This is a genomic window from Rhizobium glycinendophyticum (assembly GCF_006443685.1).
GTDB classification, from domain to species: domain Bacteria; phylum Pseudomonadota; class Alphaproteobacteria; order Rhizobiales; family Rhizobiaceae; genus Allorhizobium; species Allorhizobium glycinendophyticum.
Genome location: NZ_VFYP01000002.1, coordinates 127720 through 145900, shown reverse-complemented (window position 1 = coordinate 145900; position 18181 = coordinate 127720). Strand labels below are relative to the sequence as shown.

Sequence of the window (18181 nt, the reverse complement as noted above, 5' to 3'; positions counted from 1 at the left end):
ATGACGGGATTGCTCATCGCTTCATTCATGCTTTTGATCGCAGCTTTTCTCATGAAGCCGCTGCGCGTCTGGCTTCAAAGTTGTGCGCGTCAAGCAGAAGCGCAAAACAGGCTGGTCGAAGAGTATTATCGAAGCACCACAAGGTTCGTCCAGCTGACTTCTAGCTCCCATGCGGAGACCCGTGAAATTTTGGTGTGGGTCGGCCACCACATGATGCGTGGTACGCGTCTTATCACGTCTTTGATATTGACCCGCATGAAGAATGGGGAGCGTGACACCGATTCTCGCGACTCTCGCCAGAAATCGAATGACCCGCTTGCGGGTGTGTCCGATGAGGCTAGGCATGCCTTTAGCGAAGCACTTGCGGCTGCGCTTCTGGTGTCGTCTTACCACTCATTCTTCTGGGGCCCCCGTCTGCGATCAATGCTGAAGCTAACCTTTGAACCCAAGGCTCAGGAGGTGCGCGAGCCTGCGCAGTTTATTATTCGCTACAGGCAAGCGTCAAAGAGTAGGGGCGGACGAACTTTCGCAAGTGCCGGTTGACGAAACGAGGCCCGCCATGTGCGGGCCTTTTCTTTAATCTCCGTAGGGTTTGACCCCGCCGAATGCCGTCTGTTGCGACCGGTTGAGCTGTTGAGACAGCGCCGACTGCATCTCTGACATAGTCCGCGCTACTACCTCCCGGGCCGTCGCCCGCACGGTTTCCAACACCTCGGGCAGCATCACCCCGTTTAGCTGGATGTTGATTGGGGCATCAACCGGCGCCTGCACGTTCAAAGCCAGATCGTCGGCCGTCTTTCCGGGCATCATGTCCGTTGTGCCGCGCATCCCCGAGGCACGAGCATTGCGAGCATTGTCGGTCGCGAGCTGGGCAGAGACCGAGGGTGGAGCCGCCGCCGCCCGATCGGGGACACCAACCAAGCTTCGAGGCGTACCAATGTTCTCCTCAAGCCAGCGGTTCCAGCCTTCGGATCGCGCCTTGTTCGCGGCCATGAACTTCTGCAGCTCTTTCGGATCGCTGGGGATAGCGTTGACCAATTCAAAGGCCGACCACGCGGACAGGCCCCGGCCAAGCCATTTCATGAGACCGCCGCCTTTCCGCCCTTCACCCGCGTCAGCAACCGCCCCTGCAGCGGCGCCAGCGGCCTTTGCAGCGCCAGCAGCACCGCCGGCCGCCGCGACCGCCTTCAGCCCCTCAGACGTACCCCGTAGACCTGCCCCAAAGCTTGCCAGCTTGCCGACAAGGCGGACGAGCGCAGCGATTGGCCGGATGACGCGCCCCAAGATAGCCGTAGCAGCCAATACGCCGCCCAAGCCGACGGCGATCGATCCCAGTGCGGCACCCCAGCCAGCGCCGTCGGCACTGTCGAGCCAAGCGCGGAGCGCGGAGCCCTCAGAGGACAATTCGCGGAGAGCGGCCACGGCCTTTTGTGCGCCGGTTCCGATCAGCTCGAGCGACCGGCCAGCCCCCTCAAGGAACTGTTGCGCGAATGCGGTTTTGCCGAGATCGGACCCGAGCGCCTGGAGATCGGTAAGCAGCCCTTGGATGCTGTCGAAATTCTTGTAAGCGAGAAAACCGAGCCCAGCGATCAGCAGATTCGTCGGCCTCAAAATGCCGTAAACCGCAGCCCGTGCACCGGTCGCGGCAAGGCGGAGCCCGACCATTCCGGCAGCTGTCAAGGTCACGCGCTTGGTTAGCTCCTGATTCTGTTCAATGAAGCTAGAGGCCCGATCGGCATACCCTCCGAGAGCGTCCGCGCTATCCTGGATGGTTGGCAACAAGCTATTGCCGAACGCGATTGCCGCCGCCATGGCGCGGTTCCGCAGTTGCCGAACCCTTCCGCTCGTCGTGCTGATTCGTTTTTCAAACTCCCTGAGGACCGACCCCGCAACGTGGCCCTCGTCTCCAAGCACCTTGAGTGAATTCGCTAGGGTGTCTGTGTTTTCGATCAAGGCGAGCGCCGTTCGAGCCTCGTCACCAAAAAGCATGTTGGCGATCGATGCTTTCTCCTCCTGAGGGAGTTCGCGAATCCGCTGGAATACGTCCTGCACCGTGCCGAGCGCGTTGTTGGCCATTCCCTTGGCAACGCCCGTCGCAGTGAGCCCCAGCCGCCCCAGCGCGTCCTCCTGGCTCTTGGTCGCGGCCTTGCCTTTGACCAGTGCTCGACCGACGGCCTGAAACCCTGTTGCAGCTGTCTCAGAGGTGGCGCCGGAAGAGATCATCGCCGAACCGAAGGCCAGCACCTGTTCCGTGCTGAATCCATATTGTTTGCCGAGCGAGCCGACGCGCCGGCTGAAATCGAGCAGATCGGGAGCCGTGGAAGCCGTCGCATCAGACAGTACATTAACCTGATCAGCGAAGCGTTCGGATTCCGCAATGCTGAGACCGAGCGCGGTTTTGATCTTTGCGAGGTTCGTCGCGGCTTCCGGTCCGCTGATACCCCAGGCCGTTGCCGACTTGGCAGCGATTAGAGTCATCCGCTCAAGGTCAACCGAAGCCACGCCAGCCTTAGCAAGTTCCGCCGTCAGGTTCGCCAGTTCCTCCGCGCTGAGAGGCGTTTCGCGGGAGATTTGGATAAGCCTTGACCGGAGGGAGGCGAGTGCCTGATCGCTGAGGTCCGTCACCTTTGCGACGTCTGCCATTGCGTCCTCAAGGCGGGACGCTGCCCGGATAGGCACGAAGAGACCCGCGGCAAATGCTGCAGCCGTTGTCGCTGAGTCCATGAAGGCCGCATTGGCAGCAAGTCGGTTGTTGTTGAAGGACGTGACCGCCGCGCTCAGTCCCTTCAACGTCGCCGCGACCATCTTGGCCGGCTTTGAAACGTTGTCCACGAGCGAGAGTCTAAGCGCGGCCTGTTTGATGTTTCCCATAGGCATTCTCCATCTGAAATCATGATCCGATTGAGGGACTCTATCTTAAGCAATCATATTTTGTTATCCATTGCTCCTAATCATCAACGGAGTGAATGAATGGACACGATCGTGAAAGCCGTAACGGCAGCGGAAATTCAGGCCTTTGAGGCTCGTAAGCAGAAGGTCCCGGCGACACAGATCACGCCCGCCGGCTTCGAGGGCTCGAAGCGTGTGCCGCTCACCGTCCCGGTCCAGTTCGACGGCAAGATGTATGAAGCGATCAATCTGCGTCGGTTGAAAGGTCGCGACTTCACCGCTCTGCAGCGCCTGGGCGACGACGAAGACATGGGCTTGCTCAGCCTGATTTCCGACGCCCCCGCCGAAGTTCTGGCCGAATTGGACGGGGACGATTTCATGCTCGTGTCGGAGGCAGCCAAGGATTTTTTGCCCCGAAAACTTCGCGAGGCAGCCGAGCAGATTTCCGGCAATGGCCCCAGCTCGCAGCCCTGACAGCGGCAACTCTAGGATTTTCGAGGGGCGACTTGATGGAAATGACTTTCAGCGAATTGGCCGAAGTTTGGTGGCCAGAGGTGATCGCAATCCGCGACCTGGAGGGCGGCCGATGACCATTCGCCAATCCGACATTGCCCGTGAGCTGGACGTGAGCGAAATGACGATCTCACGCGCCATGAAGGCGATCGGGAGGAACGGCAATCGCCTGACCGAGGCCGACATCTGGGCACTCTTGGTCATGAGCGACCTACAGCACACATGCCGGATGGCGCCGCACGTCTCCGCCGAACTCGTTACCACATTTAGCAGCGAGTTGCTTTACCTCGCAGGAGATCCCGCCCGGAAGTGCTGGATTACCTTCTGTGAGACTGAGCAGGCTTCATTCCAACTCGCCAGCCTGACCGAGCGCCATCTCGCTTCAATCCTGGACGCTGTGCCGATGGCCCTGACCCTGCCGCTTCATCAATCGGTAGACCGCGCTCGCCAGCGCCTCACCGCCATGAAAACCAGAAAGGCAGCCGCATGACGGACACCATTCTCCACCGCGCATTGCCCGCCGGTTCCACCACACTCGACCTTGAGGCGAGGACAGTCGAAATCATTTTCGCGACCGAGCAGCCGGTAAGGCGGCGGTCTCCCTGGGAAGGGCAGTACGACGAGATCCTAGTTGTCACCGCGGCTGCCATCGACGCCGGTCGCATGGGCAACATGAGTGTACTGGACAGCCACCGCGCAGGCAGCCTTGCCGATCGCTTGGGCAGCGTTGTGCCGCAGAGCTTGAAAATCGCCCGTGGTGAGGCTCGCTGCACCATCCGCCTATCCCGTTCGGAGAAAGCCGAGTTGCTTCTCCAAGACCTCAGGGACGGCCACACGTTGCCGATTTCGGTGGGTTACCGGATCCACGAGGAGAAGCGGACGGAGGCCCCCAGCGGAGGCGTGGCGACGGTTCGGGCCACGAAGTGGGAGCCCTTGGAAATCTCGTTTGTACCAATTCCGGCCGATGCCGGCGCGATGACCCGCGAACTTGAAAATGAAGGAAACACCGACATGACCGATACCCAGACTGCACCGCAGACCCGCGCCGAGCGGAAGCGCGTGACCGAGATCACCAATCTTGCCCGCAGCGCCAAAATCGACTTGGGGGACGAGCTCGTGACCACGGCGATTGCAGAGGGCACGAGCTTGGACGGCTTCCGCGCCGCGATGCTCGATCACCTCATTGCCAAGGAGGAGCAGTCGCCGACTTTCCCGATCTCGGAAACCCGAGGCATGCGCCAGCAGCGGTCCTTTGCCGCCGCCGCAGTCGACGCGCTAATGATCCGCATAGACCACCGCCACAAGCCGGAAACGGACGCTCGCGAACTCGTCGGACTCACAGTGCCGGAGATTGCCCGCCGCTGCATCGAGAACCTTGGCGAATCCACCCATGGCTTGACGCCCGCCAGCCTGGTAACTCGTGCTCTGCATTCGACGTCGGATTTCCCCGAGATAATGTCGAACCTTGCCGGCAAGACCCTTCAGGCAGAGTTCGCGCAGACGCCTGCCGCCCTCAAGGCTGTCTCTCGTCAGTCGAGCGCCCGCGATTTCAAAGCTAAGACCCGCGTGAAGCTTTCCACCGGCCCCGAGCTGGAGAAGGTAACCGAGAGCGGCGAATACAAGCGCGGCACGATGTTCGAGGATTCCGAGAGCTACCGTATCGACACCTTCGGCAAGATCTTCGGAATTACGCGACAGGCGCTGATAAATGACGATCTTGGCGCGTTTTCGTCGGCTGCAACGAAAATGGGGCAGGCAGCCGCCGTCTTCGAAGCCAAGTTTCTTGTGCAGTTGCTTGAGAGCAACCCGACGATGAACGACGGAAAGGCCGTCTTCCACAACGACCATAGGAACTTGCTGACCGCTTCGACCCTCAACATCGAAGGGCTGACGAGTGCCCGCCTTGCCTTTAGGAAGCAGACCGGCCTTGCCGGCGACCTTGTAAACATCGCGCCCCGGTTCCTGGTCGTGCCAGCGGAGCTTGAAACGACGGCCGAAAAGCTGCTGACGGAGATCAATGCCACCAAGCTGGAGGACGTAAACCCCTTCAGCCGACGCCTTGAGCTTGTCGTGGAGCCACGCCTGACCAATGCCACCGCATGGTATCTCGCAGCAGATCCTGCGCAGGCGGAGGGCTTGGAATACAGCTATTTGGAGGGGTTTGAGTCTCCCTATGTTGAGTACCGCGCCGGCTTCGACGTTGACGGTGTGGAAATCAAAGTCCGTCTCGACTTCGGCGCTGCCTTCCTTGAACACCGCTCTTGGATGAAGAACCCGGGTACGGTCTGATTTCTCGCTCCTCCCGTGTCCGATCAAGGGCATGGAAGGGCGGGGGCGAGGGGGCGCTATCCTGCGCCCCCCTCCGTCGTGCCGGTGATCATGGCGCTTCTGCAACAATCACCCGAAAGCCAGCCGCAGCATCGCGCGGTCGAGGTAAGCGGTCGCCGCCGCATCCGGCGAAAGCCAGCCCCCTGGACCCCAACCCTTCGTCGAGTTGGGAGCGAGGGGGCGAACCACCCCAGACACAGGAGCCGCACCCATGGCCATCTTCGACCGCCTGGACCGTATGATCAGCAAGACGGTCGATCGGCAATTCAGCGTCCGCGCAACCGTCTATCCGATGGCTCAAAATCCCAACGGTCGGCCCGCTCTGGACCCAAGCCGGAGCACAATCGACCTGAAAGGTGTCTTCGATCAGATGCCGACCTATGACGCGATTGAGACCGGGAAGCGGGAGAGAAGCGGAAACGACCTTCACACGCTCGCCACCGGAATGAGCTTCGATTTCAGCTTCGACGTGAAGCGACACCCTTATGCCGACGACATCCGGCAGGGGGACGCTTTGAGCCTGGACGACGGAAGGCGATTCGACGTCGTCTCAGTAGAGCGCGATGGCCTATCCCGCGCCGTTCTTCGCCTGGTGAAGCTATAGCCGATCGAGAGGGTGCCAGCCGCTCCCGACGACACCACTTTCGTACCAACCTATGCGCTGTTGTCCGATGTAAACGCAGCCGCAGTAGGTGCATCGTTTAGGTTTCATTTTTGCGGCTCTGAAAAGCTCTCTATCCTCTATGGGAAGGCTGGCCGTTTCAAACTGAAATCGAATTTGCCGGTTGGCGTATCCGCCGTTGCAATCGGCTGGGCACTCTTTTTTCAACGTCATTTCTCCGAATTTTGGCCGTTTGCCCTGCGCGACAATTTCAATAAGTCTAGTTGCGCCGCTCTGCGCTGCGTGTCGATGTAGTCAGCGAGGTCCTGTAAGTGGACTCCCTTCGCTGCCTTTTGGCTTTTCTCCAGCCTGATCATCGGTAGTTCGATCTCGCCAGCATCCACCTTGCGAATGAACTTCGCCGGGGTGAGGTGGCGGAAGTAGTCGCGACAAACTTCATCCACGGAGATGATCGCCTTGCCATCGTACTGGGCCATGAGGAGGAACGCAGTTTTCATTATTCCTCAGTGCCTCCAGCGTGCACACATGTTGCGTTTCATGTCGCACGGAGCTGCCGATAGTGAGTGAAAGTGCTTGTAAATCAACGGTAATCGCTGCAGGTCAGCGCAACAAGAAATCTGGACTTCTCACGTGTAACTCATTGATTTTTATGGTGATCCCGCCGCGATTCGAACGCGGGACCCCCAGATTAGGAATCTGGTGCTCTATCCTGCTGAGCTACGGGACCACTTCTTCCTCCATACAAAAGCCGGGCGGGCAAGCCAAGCGGTTTTCCCGGCTCGGCTGTTCCGCCCATCGCTTTTTGAGTGAGGCTCAGTGCGGAAGGCGCTGTTCGGCGAGGCGCACCCAATACGAAATGCCTGCTGCCAGGATGTCGTCGTTGAAATCGTAAGACGGGTTGTGCAGCCCTGCCGTGTCGCCATTGCCGATCATGATATAAGCGCCGGGACGCGATTGCAGCATGAAGGCAAAGTCTTCGCCGGCCATGCTCGGGTCTACCTCGGTGTCGACGTCATCAGGGCCGACGACATCGATCGCAGCCCTGGCGGCGTATTCGGTTTCCTTCGGATGATTGACGGTCACCGGGCAGGCGCGTTCGTAGTCGTATTCGACCTGCGCCCCATGCGCCGCAGCGATGCCTGCTGCCAGTTCGCCAATGCGTCGTTCCGCAAGATCGCGTACCTCCTCGTCGAGCGATCGCACGGTGCCGGAGATGAAAGCCTCTTCGGGGATGATGTTGTGCGTTGTGCCGGCATGAAACTGGGTGACGGACACGACGACGGAGCGCAACGGGTTGGCATTGCGGGCGGCAATCGTCTGCAATGCACTGACGATCTGTGCACCGATGACGATCGTATCACTCGTGTTGTGCGGCTCGGCCGCATGGCCGCCGCGACCGGTGATCTTCAGGGAAAACTTGTCGGGAGCCGCCATGATGCCGCCCTTGCGGATGGCGAAGCTGCCGGCCTTTTTACCCGGCATGTTGTGCATGCCGTAGACCTCCGAGATGTCGAAGCGATCCATCATGCCGTCCTCGACCATGGCGAGCGCGCCGCGCCCTCCCTCTTCGGCCGGCTGGAAGATGACGGCAACGCGGCCGGCGAAGTTGCGGGTTTCCGCCAGGTGTTTGGCCGCGCCCAAGAGCATCGCCATATGGCCGTCATGGCCGCAGGCGTGCATGCGGCCGGGTGTCGTGGAGGCCCAAGCCTTTCCGGTGATCTCGTCGAGCGGCAGGGCATCCATGTCGGCACGTAGTCCGACTGTCGGGCCTGCGCCCATCCCCTTGATGATGCCGACCACGCCGGTACGGCCGATGCCGGTCACGATCTCGTCAACGCCGAATTCCTGCAGTTTTTCCGCGACGAAGGCTGCGGTGGTTTCGACGTCATAGAGAATTTCGGGATTGGCATGCAGATGGCGACGCCACGCGGTGGCCTCCGACTGGAGTTCGGAGGCACGGTTCAGTATCGGCATTGTATTGTCCTGGACACTTTCGATCACATGATTGTCGGGGCCGAATGTGCGCCTTTCAATTGACGTATTCAATGGGCTTTGCCATTGCTTGCACTCCCATGGCATCCCAGTGCCAGCACCCCTCACCATTGAATATGAGGTTTCAACCGTGTCAACGAAGTGCCCGGGCAGGTTTTCCGCCAGAGCAGCCCTCGGTAAAGTGGCCGTCGTCGCAGCCCTCGTCGCGGTTGCCGTCCCAAGTGTCGCTGCCGCCAATCCGATCGTGGTGGTGGATGTCGCGAGCGGTCGGGTGATCGCGCATCAGGAAGCCTTCCGCAAATGGTATCCGGCCTCGCTCACCAAGCTGATGACGGCCTATGTGACCTTCCAGGCGATCCGCAGCGGAAAGGTATCGCTCGATACCGTCGTGGTGATGAGCAAACATGCGACCGACCAGCCGGCCAGCAAGATGTATTTCAAGCCGGGCTCGAAGCTGACGCTCGACAGCGCCCTGAAGCTTTTGCTGGTGAAGTCGGCCAATGACATTGCCGTGGCGATCTCCGAAACTGTCGGTGGTACGGAAGGGGCGTTCGTCGCACGGATGAATGCCGAGGCGCAGCGGCTTGGCATGAGCTCCAGCCGTTTCATCAATCCGAACGGGTTGCCGGGCAAGGGGCAGTACACGACAGCCCGCGATCTTGCGCTTCTCGCCGCCGCCATCCGGCGCGAATTCCCGGAACATGCCGGGTATTTTTCGCTCGAGGGTGTGACGACCGGCAAGAAGGACTATCCGAACTACAATATGCTGATTGGCCGCTTCCCGGGGGCTGACGGAATGAAGACCGGCTTCATCTGTGCCTCCGGTTTCAATCAGGTCTCGTCTGCAACACGCAACGGACGCACGGTCATCTCCGTCGTTCTGGGTGCGGACAGCTTGGGTGCGCGCGCCGATATGTCCGCCGATCTCCTGCAGAAGGCCCTGACGACGAACACCGCCGGCAATCGGCTGGATGCACTCGCTCCCTATGGCGAGGGACAGGATCAGGTCGCCGATATCAGCGCCGACATCTGTAACCCGAAGGCCGCCGCCGTGCGCAGCGAAGGCCGCGATGAAGCGGGGCGGATGAAGCTTCTCTCACCCTATATCCGAGAAATGGACCACCCGCCGGTCATGAGCTTTGCCGGATTGATCCCCGGCAGCGCGCCGGTCGATTCGAAGAAAGTGCCGGCGGGGGAGATCGCCAACGTGCCGATCCCCAAGCCGCGGCCGAACATGTAAAGCGATGTCATGACGCTCGAGCGCATCCCCGTCTCCATCCTCACCGGCTTTCTCGGAGCGGGTAAATCGACCCTCTTGAACCGGCTCCTCAAGGATCCGGCGATGAAGGATGCCGCAGTCATCATCAACGAATTCGGCGAGGTCGGGATCGACCATCTGCTGGTCGAGGCCTCGAACGACGCCGTGGTGGAACTCGCCGACGGCTGCCTCTGCTGCACGGTGCGCGGCGAACTCGTGGATACGCTGGCGGAACTGATCGACGGCATGCAGACGGGGCGGCTTAAGCCCCTGTCGCGGATCGTCATCGAAACCACCGGCCTTGCCGATCCGGCGCCCGTCATGCAGTCCGTCATGGGTCATCCGGCGATCGCCCAGCATTTTGATCTCGACGGCGTCTTAACGGTTGTCGATGCGGTCAACGGTCTTGCCACGATCGACAACTTCCCCGAGGCCTACCGTCAGGTTGCGGTCGCCGACCGGTTGATCCTGACCAAGAAGACCCTTGCCGATAGCGAGGTGATCGACCGCGTCATGGCCCGGCTCCGCACGCTTAATCCGCGTGCGCCGATCACCGATGGCGACGAGGAGGATGCGGCGCAGGCCTCGATCCTGATCAACGGTCTTTACGACCCCGGCAGCAAGATCCCGGACGTCGATCGCTGGCTGCGCGACGAAATGGCGGCTGCCGACGCTCCCCATCACGACCATGAGCACCATCATGGTCACCACGGCCACGACCATGGCGACCATCATGACCATGGTCCCGCGCACCACCATCATCACGCCCACGACGTGAACCGGCATGGCGATCAGATCCGTTCTTACGCCATCGTGCACGACCAGCCGATCGATCCGATGGCGATCAATATGTTCATCGACCTGTTGCGGTCGACCCATGGCGAGAAACTGCTCCGGATGAAGGCGATCGTGGCATTGACCGACCGGCCGGACAGGCCGCTGGTGTTGCATGGCGTGCAGTCGATCTTCCACGCGCCGGTGCGGCTGCCGGCCTGGCCAGACGGCTCCGATCGCAGGACGCGGCTGGTGCTGATCACGAAGGATCTGTCGGAGGATTATGTGCGGGATCTGTTCGGCGCCTTTACCGGAAGGGTCGCCATCGACCGTCCAGACCGGGCTGCCATGACCGACAATCCGCTGTCGGTGCCGGGCCTCAAGTTCTAGGCTTTCCCAGCGCTACCCTTGCGGATGCGGAAGCGGTGACCGGTCTCGATCTTCTCTTGGGAGAGAAGGTCGTGGCGGTCTTCGTTGCAGAAATGCGGGATGTCGATGCCGGCCAGCGGGTCGCTTGTCTCGATCAGCAGTTCCTGGCCCGACTTCATGTCCGCCAGCCTCCGCCGTGTCTTCAGAACGGGCAGGGGGCATTTCAGCCCCTTGAGGTCATAGAAGACGGCGTCGGTCATTCCGACTGCCAGAGCATCCAGAAGGGCTTCTTCTTCGCCGGCACCTCGGGGGCTGCAGCCGTCAACGGCGGCGGTGCGAGCGGGTTTGGCTGCGGCACCGGAATGTTGTTTGCGGTCTGGGTGGCCGGAGCTGCCTGCGTAGCCGGAGCCTGGGGAGCCGTCGGAGCAGGAACGGTTTGTGCCGTGACGGGTGCAGCATTGCCCGGTGTCGACATCGAAGCCGATCCGCCATTGACCGATGCGTTGTTCGCCATGCGGTTGATCGCGGTCGCACCATCGGGAGCAGCCAGCGTTGCCGGATCGACGTCGTCGATATCGAGCAGCTTGCCGGCCTTCAGAGCGGATCCGGTCGGGGCAAAGGCGAGATCCTTGGCGCGCGAGCGGCGCAGGTCGGCGACCAGCGCCTTGCGCTCGGCTTCCGTCGGGTCGTACCAGATCTTGCCGTCGTATTTCTTCATGGCCTTGTCATAGGCCTTGTCGTAAGCGGCATTGTAGCCGGCCATGGCCATTTCGAGCGCCGGCGGCGTCGACATCGGCGGGCAGGCCGCCTGAGCATTGAAGCTCTTGCCGTCGGCTGCCACCTGATTGAAGACGTATTTCTTCTCGCAGACATTGACCTCCGGCGGACGCTTGGTCACTTCGAACTGGTCGTAGCCGACCTTCAGCATCTTCCAGAATTCGATGTGCTGGCTGTGGCGATGGCGCGCCATGTTCTCGGCCGTCATGCGGAAGGGGAAGGCCTGCAACTGGATGGAGGTCTGCCCACCCTTGAAGGCATCGCGGGCGAAGGCATAGATCTCAAGAATCTGCGCATCCGTCATCGAATAGCAGCCTGATGAAGAGCAGGCGCCATGGATCATCAGATTCGTGCCGCTGCGGCCATTGGCCTGGTCATAGCGGTTCGGGAAGCCGGTGTTGATGGCGAGGAAATATTTCGAATTCGGGTTCAGGTGATAGGGGGTGAGCGGATAGAAGCCCTCGGGCGCCTGACGGTCGCCTTCCTTCACCTTCGGGCCAAGACGGCCCGACCAGGCGCAGATATCGTAGGATGCGATCAGGTCAAAGCGGTTGTTGGTCTTCGCCTTCCAAACCTCGAGCTTGCCCTCTTCCTTGAAGATGCGCAGCATGATGGGCGAATTGCGCTCCATCCCTTTTTTCTGGATCTCGGCCAGGATACGACCGGGCAGCGGCTGCTCGACCTTGTTCGCTACTTTCGGCGTGTCGTAGGTCGCACTTTCCAAGGTATCGTTGCAGCCCGCGAGAGCAGCAGCAAAAACCAGGAGCAGGGCCGTTGATGTCAAGCGCATGCGCAAACGCTCTTTCCAGAACTGATAGACAGGCTCAAGGAGCCCGGGATCAATAGTTTATAATGTCTTTCTTCACAAATTATAAACCACCGGAAACCGGTAGGCCTCACCCGCCTTCTGCCGCTATGGCGGCAAAACGGCGGAGTGATGGCAAATAGCCTGCAGTGTCAGAGATTTCGGCCGATATCGAGGAATTTCTGCCGACGGTCGCTGCGCAGCTTGTCGCCCGATTGTGTGGAGAGTTCATTCAGCGCCGTGAAGATGACGTCGCCGGTGGCGTTGATCACCTTTTCGGGGGCGCGATGGGCGCCGCCGACGGGCTCGGGAATGATGCCGTCGATGATGCCGAAGCCCTTGAGATCCTCCGCCGTGATCTTCATGTTGGTTGCCGCTTCCTTGGCGCGGGTCGAGTCACGCCAGAGAATAGAGGCTGCCCCTTCCGGAGAGATGACCGAGTAGATCGCATGCTCCAGCATGTAGACGCGGTTGCCCGTGGCAATCGCGATCGCGCCGCCGGAGCCGCCTTCGCCGATGACGACGGAGATCATTGGAACCTTCAGGCCTAAGCACATTTCGGTCGAGCGGGCGATGGCTTCCGCCTGGCCGCGTTCCTCGGCGCCGACGCCCGGATAGGCGCCTGCCGTGTCGATCAGCGAGATCACCGGCAGGCCAAAACGGTCGGCCATTTCCATGACGCGGATCGCCTTGCGATAGCCTTCCGGACGCGGGCTACCGAAATTGTGCTTGATGCGCGACTTGGTGTCGTTACCCTTTTCCTGGCCGATGACGGCGACCGGCTGGCCACGGAAGCGGGCGAGACCGGCCTGGATCGCGGCGTCTTCGGCAAACTTGCGGTCACCGGCCAGCGGTGTGAATTCGGTGAAGAGGGCTTCCGCGTAATCGACGAAATGCGGGCGCTGCGGATGGCGCGCGACCTGCGTCTTCTGCCAGGCGTTCAGCTTCGAATAGATCTCCACCATCGCCTCGTCGACGCGGCTTTCCAGCCGGCTGATCTCTTCCGAGGTGTCGATGCTCTCGTCCTCTTCCGCGATCTTCTTCAGTTCGCGGATCTTGGCCTCGAGGTCGGAGATGGGTTTTTCGAAGTCGAGATAATTGTGCATGAACTCCGTTCCGATCGTTCGTCCCTTCGGGCGCGCTGCCCGCAGGAACCGGCTTTGCCGGTCCTAATCGGGGTTTTTGGCCTGTTTTGCAAGGGGGTGATGTGTTTGCACCAGTTGCTGCAGCCGCTCATCCAGCACATGCGTATAGATTTGTGTCGTGGAAATGTCGCTGTGGCCCAGCAGTTCCTGCACCACGCGCAGGTCGGCGCCATTGCCGAGAAGATGGCTGGCAAAGGCGTGGCGCAGCACGTGCGGAGACACGGCATCGGCAGACAATCCGGCCCGGATCGCGAGATCCTTTAACTCGCGGGCAAAGACCTGTCGCGGCAGGTGACCTTCTTTCGAGGCGGCCGGAAAGAGGAAGGGGCTTGCGGCATGAACCGGATTTTCCGCACGGATCGCGCCGTATCGCGCCAGCGCCTCGATGGCCGTTCTGGAGAGCGGCACCAGCCGTTCCTTGTTGCCCTTGCCCTTCACCACCAGGAAACGTCCCTCCTGGGTCAGGACCTTTGCGGGCAGCGACACGAGTTCGCTCACCCGCATACCAGTCGCATAGAGCAGTTCCAGAAGCGCCAGCCGGCGAATGCGTTGCGGCTGGTCGGGACCCTCCATTCGGCTCTCTTCCTCAGCCAGTGTCAGCATGCCCCCGACATCCTCGACGGTCAGGATCTTCGGCAGGGACCGCGCCTTTTTCGGCGCATCGAGAATTGCCGTCGGGTCGTCGCCGCGCAGGTTCTCCGCATAGAGAAACTTGTAGAACTGCCGCATGGCCGAGAGCCGTCTTGCCTGCGAAGTCGGCTGGAAGCCGCGGCGGGAAAGGTCGGCAAGATAGGCGACGAGGTCGTCACGGCTGGCGTTTCCGATCGATACCTTTCGCACGGACAGGAACGAGGCAAGATCTTCGAGATCGCGCTCATAGGACAGAAGCGTGTTGGTGGCCGCGCCCCGTTCGGCGCTTAGCATTTCTAGAAAGGCGTCCACGCGAGCGCCGCTCAGATCCGACACGCCTTTCTCCTTTCTGGCTATTCGACGGGGTTGATTCGTTCGGAGGGAATGCGCACCGTAACATCCCGTTCCCTCGGCTCGACAAAGACGGCAAAGGACCACATCGTAAAATAGGCGATGCCGACGATCGTCGCGCAGAAGAAGAGGAACCGGAAGAGGGTTGGCATCGGCAGTCCTTGAGGTTCAGTTTGTCTAGATAGGGAGAAGCGCCACCAAGATGCAAGGCAAGATCTATCCTCGGAGATGCAAGGACGGGACAGCGTGGCCCGTTTGCGGCCTACGGCTTGACGCTTGCCCCCTATTTGTCAATAGGTCATGAAACAGTTGCGAACAGGCCGATGACCGATACGATCTTTCACCTAGCTCCCTCGCCCGGTGAGCGCGCCAAGGCAGCGCTTGGTCGCCGCAATCTGGTTCTCGTCGGGTTGATGGGGGCCGGCAAGTCGGCGATTGGGCGGATCGTCGCCCAGCAGCTCGGGCTTCCCTTCATCGACACCGATACCGAGATTGAGCGCGTCTCGCGCATGACTATCCCCGAACTCTTCGCTGCCTATGGCGAAGAGGAGTTCCGGGCGCTGGAAACGCGGGTCATCAAGCGGCTGATGCGTTCCGGTCCGCGCGTCGTGTCGACCGGTGGCGGTGCCTTCATCAACGACAAGACCCGCAAGCAGATCGAACGCAGCGGTGGCCTGTCCGTCTGGCTGAATGCGGATCTCGAAGTGCTGTGGGAACGCGTCAACAAGCGGGATAACCGGCCGTTGCTCAAAACGGAAAATCCCAAGCAGACTCTCAAGGATCTGATGGACAAGCGGTATCCCATTTATGCACTGGCGGATATCACCGTGCAGTCGAGGGATGAGCGCAAGGAGGTGATTGCCGGCGAAGTGCTTGCCGCTGTCATTGATCATATCGGTAAGGACGAACGGAAATGACCAAGCTCGAAACCTCGGAACGCCTGGTGCATGTGCCGCTGGGCGATCGCTCCTATGACATCCTGATCGGGCCGGGCCTGATGGCGCGAGCCGGTGGCGAGATCACGAGCCGCATCAAGGGTCGCCGCGCCGCCATCGTCACCGACGAGAATGTCGGCGCGCGCTACCTCGATGGTCTGATGGACAGCCTGCAGACCGACGGCATCGAAGCAGTTTCCGTCACGCTTCCGGCCGGCGAGAAGACCAAGAGCTTCGACAGCCTCACCAATGTCTGCGACGTGCTCTTGGAAGCGCGGATCGAGCGCAACGACACCGTGATCGCGCTGGGTGGCGGCGTCATCGGGGACCTCACCGGCTTTGCCGCCGGCATCGTGCGGCGCGGCGTGCGTTTCGTGCAGATCCCGACCTCGCTCCTCTCCCAGGTCGACAGCTCCGTCGGCGGCAAAACCGGCATCAATGCCCGCCAGGGCAAGAACCTGATCGGCATCTTCAATCAGCCCGATCTGGTGCTCGCCGATACCGACGTACTGGACACCCTGTCCGAGCGCGAATTCCGCGCCGGTTATGCCGAGGTCGCGAAATACGGCCTGATAGACAAACCCGATTTCTTCGAATGGCTGGAGAAGAACTGGCGCGACGTCTTTGCCGGCGGTGCCGCCCGCATCGAGGCGATCGCCGTCTCCTGTCAGGCCAAGGCCGATGTGGTGGCCGCCGACGAGCGGGAAAACGGTCGCCGCGCCCTGCTCAATCTCGGCCATACCTTCGGCCATGCGCTGGAAGCCGCAACGAAGTATGACAGCAGCCGTCTCGTGCATGGCGAAGGGGTGTCGATCGGCATGGTGCTCGCCCATCGCTTCTCGGCCCGGATGAATCTGGCGAGCCCCGATCTCGCCGATCGTGTCGAGGCGCATCTGCGCGCCGTCGGCCTGCCCACCCGCATGTCGGAGATCCCCGGCGAGCTGCCGCCGACCGAGGTGTTGATGGATGCCATCGCCCAGGACAAGAAGGTCAAGGGTGGCAAGCTCACCTTCATCCTCACCCGTGGCCTCGGAGAATCCTTCGTCGCCGACGACGTGCCGGCCTCGGAAGTCGAGCGCTTCATCGAGGAGATGCGGACGTCATGATGGAGATCCAGACCTTTCTATCGAACCTGTCGGATTACTGGCTAACGCTTCTCGCCATCCTGGGGCTGATCTGTGCCTCCGCCTTCTTTTCCGGTGCCGAGACGGCCCTTACCGCCACATCCCGGGCCCGCATGCACGGGCTTGAGGTCAATGGAGATACGCGCGCCGGCTTGGTCAATTCGCTGATCGAACGGCGCGACCGGCTGATCGGGGCGCTGCTGATCGGCAACAACCTCGTCAACATCCTCGCGTCCTCGCTCACCACCAGTCTGTTCCTCGGCCTGCTGGGCGATTCCGGCGTGGCGATCGCCACAATATTGATGACAGTCCTGCTCGTCATCTTCTCGGAAGTCCTGCCAAAGAGCTGGGCCATCTCGACGCCCGAGAGGTTCGCCCTGTTCGTCGCGCCTGTCGTCAGGCCTTACGTGGCGATCGTCGGACCGCTGTCGAGCGTGGTCAACTGGATCGTGCGCAAGCTGCTCGGCATCTTCGGCGTGTCGATCTCCGGCGAGGCCTCGATGCTATCGGCTCATGAGGAGCTGCGTGGCGCGGTGGCCTTGCTCCACAGAGAGGGCGGTGTGGTCAAGGCCGATCGCGACCGCCTGGGCGGGGTACTGGATCTCGGTGAACTCGAAGTCTCCGACATCATGATCCACCGCACGGCCATGCGGGCGGTCAATGCCGACGAGCCGCCCGAGGTCGCAATTCGCACCATTCTCGAAAGCCCCTATACGCGCATGCCTGTCTGGCGCGGTGCGACCGACAACATCATCGGCGTCATCCACGCCAAGGACCTGATCCGGGCGCTGGCCGAACCCAATGTCGAGCCGCAGGACATCGACATTGTCAAGATCGCCCAGAAGCCGTGGTTCGTGCCCGACACCACCAATCTCAAGGACCAGCTCAACGCCTTCCTGCGCCGCAAGACGCATTTTGCCGTCGTCGTCGACGAGTATGGCGAAGTGCAGGGTGTCGTGACGCTCGAAGACATCCTCGAAGAGATCGTTGGCGATATCTCCGACGAACACGATCTCGAAATCCAGGGCGTGCGACAGGACAGCGACGGCTCTATCGTGGTCGATGGCGGCGTGCCGATCCGCGATCTAAACCGGGCCATGGACTGGCAGTTGCCCGACGAAGAGGCAACCACGATCGCCGGCCTCGTCATTCACGAATCCAAGACGATCCCTGAAGAGCGCCAGGCGTTTACCTTCTACGGCAAGCGTTTCATCGTGCTTAAGCGGGAAAAGAACCGCATCACCCGGCTGCGCATCCGGCCGATTGAAACGACGGAAACCCCGGCCTGATAGGCGCCTGCCTTACCAGCGGGTCGCTTCGCCCGGTGCCGCCGGCTCGATGGCTAGCGCGTGCAGGCCCGCGTCGATTTCCGGCTTCAGCAGATCGTTCACGGCCCGGTGACGCGCAAGCCGCGTCATGCCGGCAAAGGCATTCGCCACGATCCTGACGCGCATATGCGTCTCGCCGGTACCGGTGATGTCGGGCTGGTGGCCGGCGTGGTGGGCGCTTTCATCGATCACCACGAGCCGTTCCGGCGCGAAGGTCTCGGTGAGTTTCGCCTCGATCCGCTCGCGCAACGACATAGCCCATACTCCCTGGCACTGCTTCGGATAAAGCCCCACAAAGCGCTCAACATTCCCGTTTGTCAATTCTTGTCGGGCCCTCGCCC

The 18181-nt window shown here is 61.1% G+C and carries 19 protein-coding genes and 1 tRNA gene; 10 read left to right on the top strand and 10 right to left on the bottom strand.

The annotated features are described in order from the left end of the window. Entirely contained in the window at window positions 1–543 is a 543-nt protein-coding gene (locus FJQ55_RS15305) for a hypothetical protein (protein ID WP_140829500.1), read from the top strand. A 33-nt stretch (window positions 544–576) separates the two neighbouring features. Here the strand turns inward: FJQ55_RS15305 and FJQ55_RS15300 are convergent, their stop codons facing one another. Further along, window positions 577–2724, bottom strand: coding sequence for a phage tail tape measure protein (locus FJQ55_RS15300; RefSeq protein ID WP_281285500.1), 2148 nt, complete (start codon window positions 2722–2724; stop codon window positions 577–579). 246 nt (window positions 2725–2970) lie between these two features. Between FJQ55_RS15300 and FJQ55_RS15295 the strand changes: the two genes are divergently transcribed. The 4 genes from FJQ55_RS15295 (at window position 2971) to FJQ55_RS15280 (ending at window position 6334) form a co-directional block, all read left to right on the top strand. Then, entirely contained in the window at window positions 2971–3363 is a 393-nt protein-coding gene (locus tag FJQ55_RS15295) for a phage tail assembly protein (RefSeq protein WP_140829497.1), read from the top strand. A gap of 112 nt (window positions 3364–3475) precedes the next feature. Next, entirely contained in the window at window positions 3476–3892 is a 417-nt protein-coding gene (locus tag FJQ55_RS15290) for a hypothetical protein (protein WP_140829496.1), read from the top strand. Next, window positions 3889–5691 (top strand): prohead protease/major capsid protein fusion protein, encoded by a 1803-nt coding sequence (locus FJQ55_RS15285; protein ID WP_140829494.1) that lies wholly within the window; start codon window positions 3889–3891, stop codon window positions 5689–5691. The genes FJQ55_RS15290 and FJQ55_RS15285 overlap by 4 nt, the downstream gene beginning before the upstream one ends. A 250-nt stretch (window positions 5692–5941) precedes the next feature. Next, window positions 5942–6334, top strand: a complete 393-nt coding sequence (locus FJQ55_RS15280) for a hypothetical protein (RefSeq protein WP_140829493.1) — start codon at window positions 5942–5944, stop codon at window positions 6332–6334. Window positions 6335–6561: 227 nt separating this feature from the next. Here the strand turns inward: FJQ55_RS15280 and FJQ55_RS15275 are convergent, their stop codons facing one another. The 3 genes from FJQ55_RS15275 to FJQ55_RS15265 form a co-directional block, all read right to left on the bottom strand. Beyond that, the gene (locus FJQ55_RS15275; protein ID WP_140829491.1) at window positions 6562–6849 is read right to left on the bottom strand and encodes a pyocin activator PrtN family protein; all 288 of its coding nucleotides are present in this window, start codon (window positions 6847–6849) and stop codon (window positions 6562–6564) included. Window positions 6850–7002: 153 nt separating this feature from the next. Then, window positions 7003–7079 (bottom strand) — tRNA-Arg (locus FJQ55_RS15270). 86 nt (window positions 7080–7165) lie between these two features. Continuing rightward, window positions 7166–8326, bottom strand: coding sequence for a M20 aminoacylase family protein (locus FJQ55_RS15265; RefSeq protein WP_140829490.1), 1161 nt, complete (start codon window positions 8324–8326; stop codon window positions 7166–7168). 148 nt (window positions 8327–8474) lie between these two features. On the opposite strand from FJQ55_RS15265, the gene FJQ55_RS15260 reads away from it, so the two are divergent. Together FJQ55_RS15260 and FJQ55_RS15255 are read left to right on the top strand one after the other, a co-directional pair. Beyond that, window positions 8475–9584 (top strand): D-alanyl-D-alanine carboxypeptidase family protein, encoded by a 1110-nt coding sequence (locus FJQ55_RS15260; RefSeq protein WP_140829489.1) that lies wholly within the window; start codon window positions 8475–8477, stop codon window positions 9582–9584. Between the two features lie 9 nt (window positions 9585–9593). Then, window positions 9594–10766, top strand: coding sequence for a CobW family GTP-binding protein (locus FJQ55_RS15255; protein WP_140829487.1), 1173 nt, complete (start codon window positions 9594–9596; stop codon window positions 10764–10766). On the opposite strand, the gene FJQ55_RS15250 is transcribed toward FJQ55_RS15255, so the two are convergent. The 5 genes from FJQ55_RS15250 to FJQ55_RS23565 all read right to left on the bottom strand — a co-directional run bounded on the left by FJQ55_RS15250 (window position 10763) and on the right by FJQ55_RS23565 (window position 14605). Then, window positions 10763–11005 (bottom strand): sulfurtransferase TusA family protein, encoded by a 243-nt coding sequence (locus FJQ55_RS15250; RefSeq protein WP_140829485.1) that lies wholly within the window; start codon window positions 11003–11005, stop codon window positions 10763–10765. The genes FJQ55_RS15255 and FJQ55_RS15250 overlap by 4 nt on opposite strands. After that, a complete protein-coding gene (locus tag FJQ55_RS15245) occupies window positions 11002–12312 on the bottom strand; it encodes a L,D-transpeptidase family protein (protein ID WP_140829483.1) in 1311 nt (436 codons plus the stop codon). The genes FJQ55_RS15250 and FJQ55_RS15245 overlap by 4 nt, the downstream gene beginning before the upstream one ends. Before the next feature lie 167 nt (window positions 12313–12479). Next, window positions 12480–13433, bottom strand: coding sequence for an acetyl-CoA carboxylase carboxyltransferase subunit alpha (locus FJQ55_RS15240; RefSeq protein WP_140829481.1), 954 nt, complete (start codon window positions 13431–13433; stop codon window positions 12480–12482). Between the two features lie 63 nt (window positions 13434–13496). Continuing rightward, on the bottom strand, window positions 13497–14438 hold the full coding sequence (xerD, locus tag FJQ55_RS15235; protein ID WP_140829479.1) for a site-specific tyrosine recombinase XerD: 942 nt from the start codon (window positions 14436–14438) through the stop codon (window positions 13497–13499). Between the two features lie 17 nt (window positions 14439–14455). Continuing rightward, a complete protein-coding gene (locus FJQ55_RS23565; protein ID WP_208758216.1) occupies window positions 14456–14605 on the bottom strand; it encodes a hypothetical protein in 150 nt (49 codons plus the stop codon). A 171-nt stretch (window positions 14606–14776) separates the two neighbouring features. Here FJQ55_RS23565 and FJQ55_RS15230 point away from each other — a divergent pair, with 171 nt between their 5' ends. Genes FJQ55_RS15230 through FJQ55_RS15220 form a run of 3 tightly spaced genes read left to right on the top strand, consistent with a single transcriptional unit; the run spans window position 14777 to window position 17801 of the window. Then, on the top strand, window positions 14777–15370 hold the full coding sequence (locus tag FJQ55_RS15230; RefSeq protein WP_140829477.1) for a shikimate kinase: 594 nt from the start codon (window positions 14777–14779) through the stop codon (window positions 15368–15370). Continuing rightward, window positions 15367–16494: a 3-dehydroquinate synthase gene (gene aroB / locus FJQ55_RS15225; RefSeq protein ID WP_140829475.1), complete on the top strand. Its 1128-nt coding sequence runs from the start codon at window positions 15367–15369 to the stop codon at window positions 16492–16494. The genes FJQ55_RS15230 and aroB overlap by 4 nt, the downstream gene beginning before the upstream one ends. Next, a complete protein-coding gene (locus tag FJQ55_RS15220; protein ID WP_167507739.1) occupies window positions 16491–17801 on the top strand; it encodes an HlyC/CorC family transporter in 1311 nt (436 codons plus the stop codon). Before aroB ends, FJQ55_RS15220 begins: the two co-directional genes overlap by 4 nt. A gap of 12 nt (window positions 17802–17813) precedes the next feature. Here the strand turns inward: FJQ55_RS15220 and FJQ55_RS15215 are convergent, their stop codons facing one another. After that, a complete protein-coding gene (locus tag FJQ55_RS15215; protein WP_113379255.1) occupies window positions 17814–18095 on the bottom strand; it encodes a BolA family protein in 282 nt (93 codons plus the stop codon). Window positions 18096–18181: the final 86 nt, after the last annotated feature.

Bases quoted from the DNA above. Each gene is read 5' to 3' on its own strand.
- FJQ55_RS15275 (WP_140829491.1), bottom strand. From the start codon at position 6,849: ATGAAAACTGCGTTCCTCCTCATGGCCCAGTACGATGGCAAGGCGATC.
- FJQ55_RS15215 (WP_113379255.1), bottom strand. From the start codon at position 18,095: ATGTCGTTGCGCGAGCGGATCGAGGCGAAACTCACCGAGACCTTCGCG.
- FJQ55_RS23565 (WP_208758216.1), bottom strand. From the start codon at position 14,605: ATGCCAACCCTCTTCCGGTTCCTCTTCTTCTGCGCGACGATCGTCGGC.
- FJQ55_RS15255 (WP_140829487.1), top strand. From the start codon at position 9,594: ATGACGCTCGAGCGCATCCCCGTCTCCATCCTCACCGGCTTTCTCGGA.
- FJQ55_RS15265 (WP_140829490.1), bottom strand. From the start codon at position 8,326: ATGCCGATACTGAACCGTGCCTCCGAACTCCAGTCGGAGGCCACCGCG.
- FJQ55_RS15245 (WP_140829483.1), bottom strand. From the start codon at position 12,312: ATGCGCTTGACATCAACGGCCCTGCTCCTGGTTTTTGCTGCTGCTCTC.
- FJQ55_RS15290 (WP_140829496.1), top strand. From the start codon at position 3,476: ATGACCATTCGCCAATCCGACATTGCCCGTGAGCTGGACGTGAGCGAA.
- FJQ55_RS15220 (WP_167507739.1), top strand. From the start codon at position 16,491: ATGATGGAGATCCAGACCTTTCTATCGAACCTGTCGGATTACTGGCTA.
- FJQ55_RS15300 (WP_281285500.1), bottom strand. From the start codon at position 2,724: ATGGACTCAGCGACAACGGCTGCAGCATTTGCCGCGGGTCTCTTCGTG.
- FJQ55_RS15295 (WP_140829497.1), top strand. From the start codon at position 2,971: ATGGACACGATCGTGAAAGCCGTAACGGCAGCGGAAATTCAGGCCTTT.
- aroB (WP_140829475.1), top strand. From the start codon at position 15,367: ATGACCAAGCTCGAAACCTCGGAACGCCTGGTGCATGTGCCGCTGGGC.
- FJQ55_RS15240 (WP_140829481.1), bottom strand. From the start codon at position 13,433: ATGCACAATTATCTCGACTTCGAAAAACCCATCTCCGACCTCGAGGCC.
- FJQ55_RS15230 (WP_140829477.1), top strand. From the start codon at position 14,777: ATGACCGATACGATCTTTCACCTAGCTCCCTCGCCCGGTGAGCGCGCC.
- FJQ55_RS15250 (WP_140829485.1), bottom strand. From the start codon at position 11,005: ATGACCGACGCCGTCTTCTATGACCTCAAGGGGCTGAAATGCCCCCTG.
- FJQ55_RS15280 (WP_140829493.1), top strand. From the start codon at position 5,942: ATGGCCATCTTCGACCGCCTGGACCGTATGATCAGCAAGACGGTCGAT.
- FJQ55_RS15305 (WP_140829500.1), top strand. From the start codon at position 1: ATGACGGGATTGCTCATCGCTTCATTCATGCTTTTGATCGCAGCTTTT.
- FJQ55_RS15285 (WP_140829494.1), top strand. From the start codon at position 3,889: ATGACGGACACCATTCTCCACCGCGCATTGCCCGCCGGTTCCACCACA.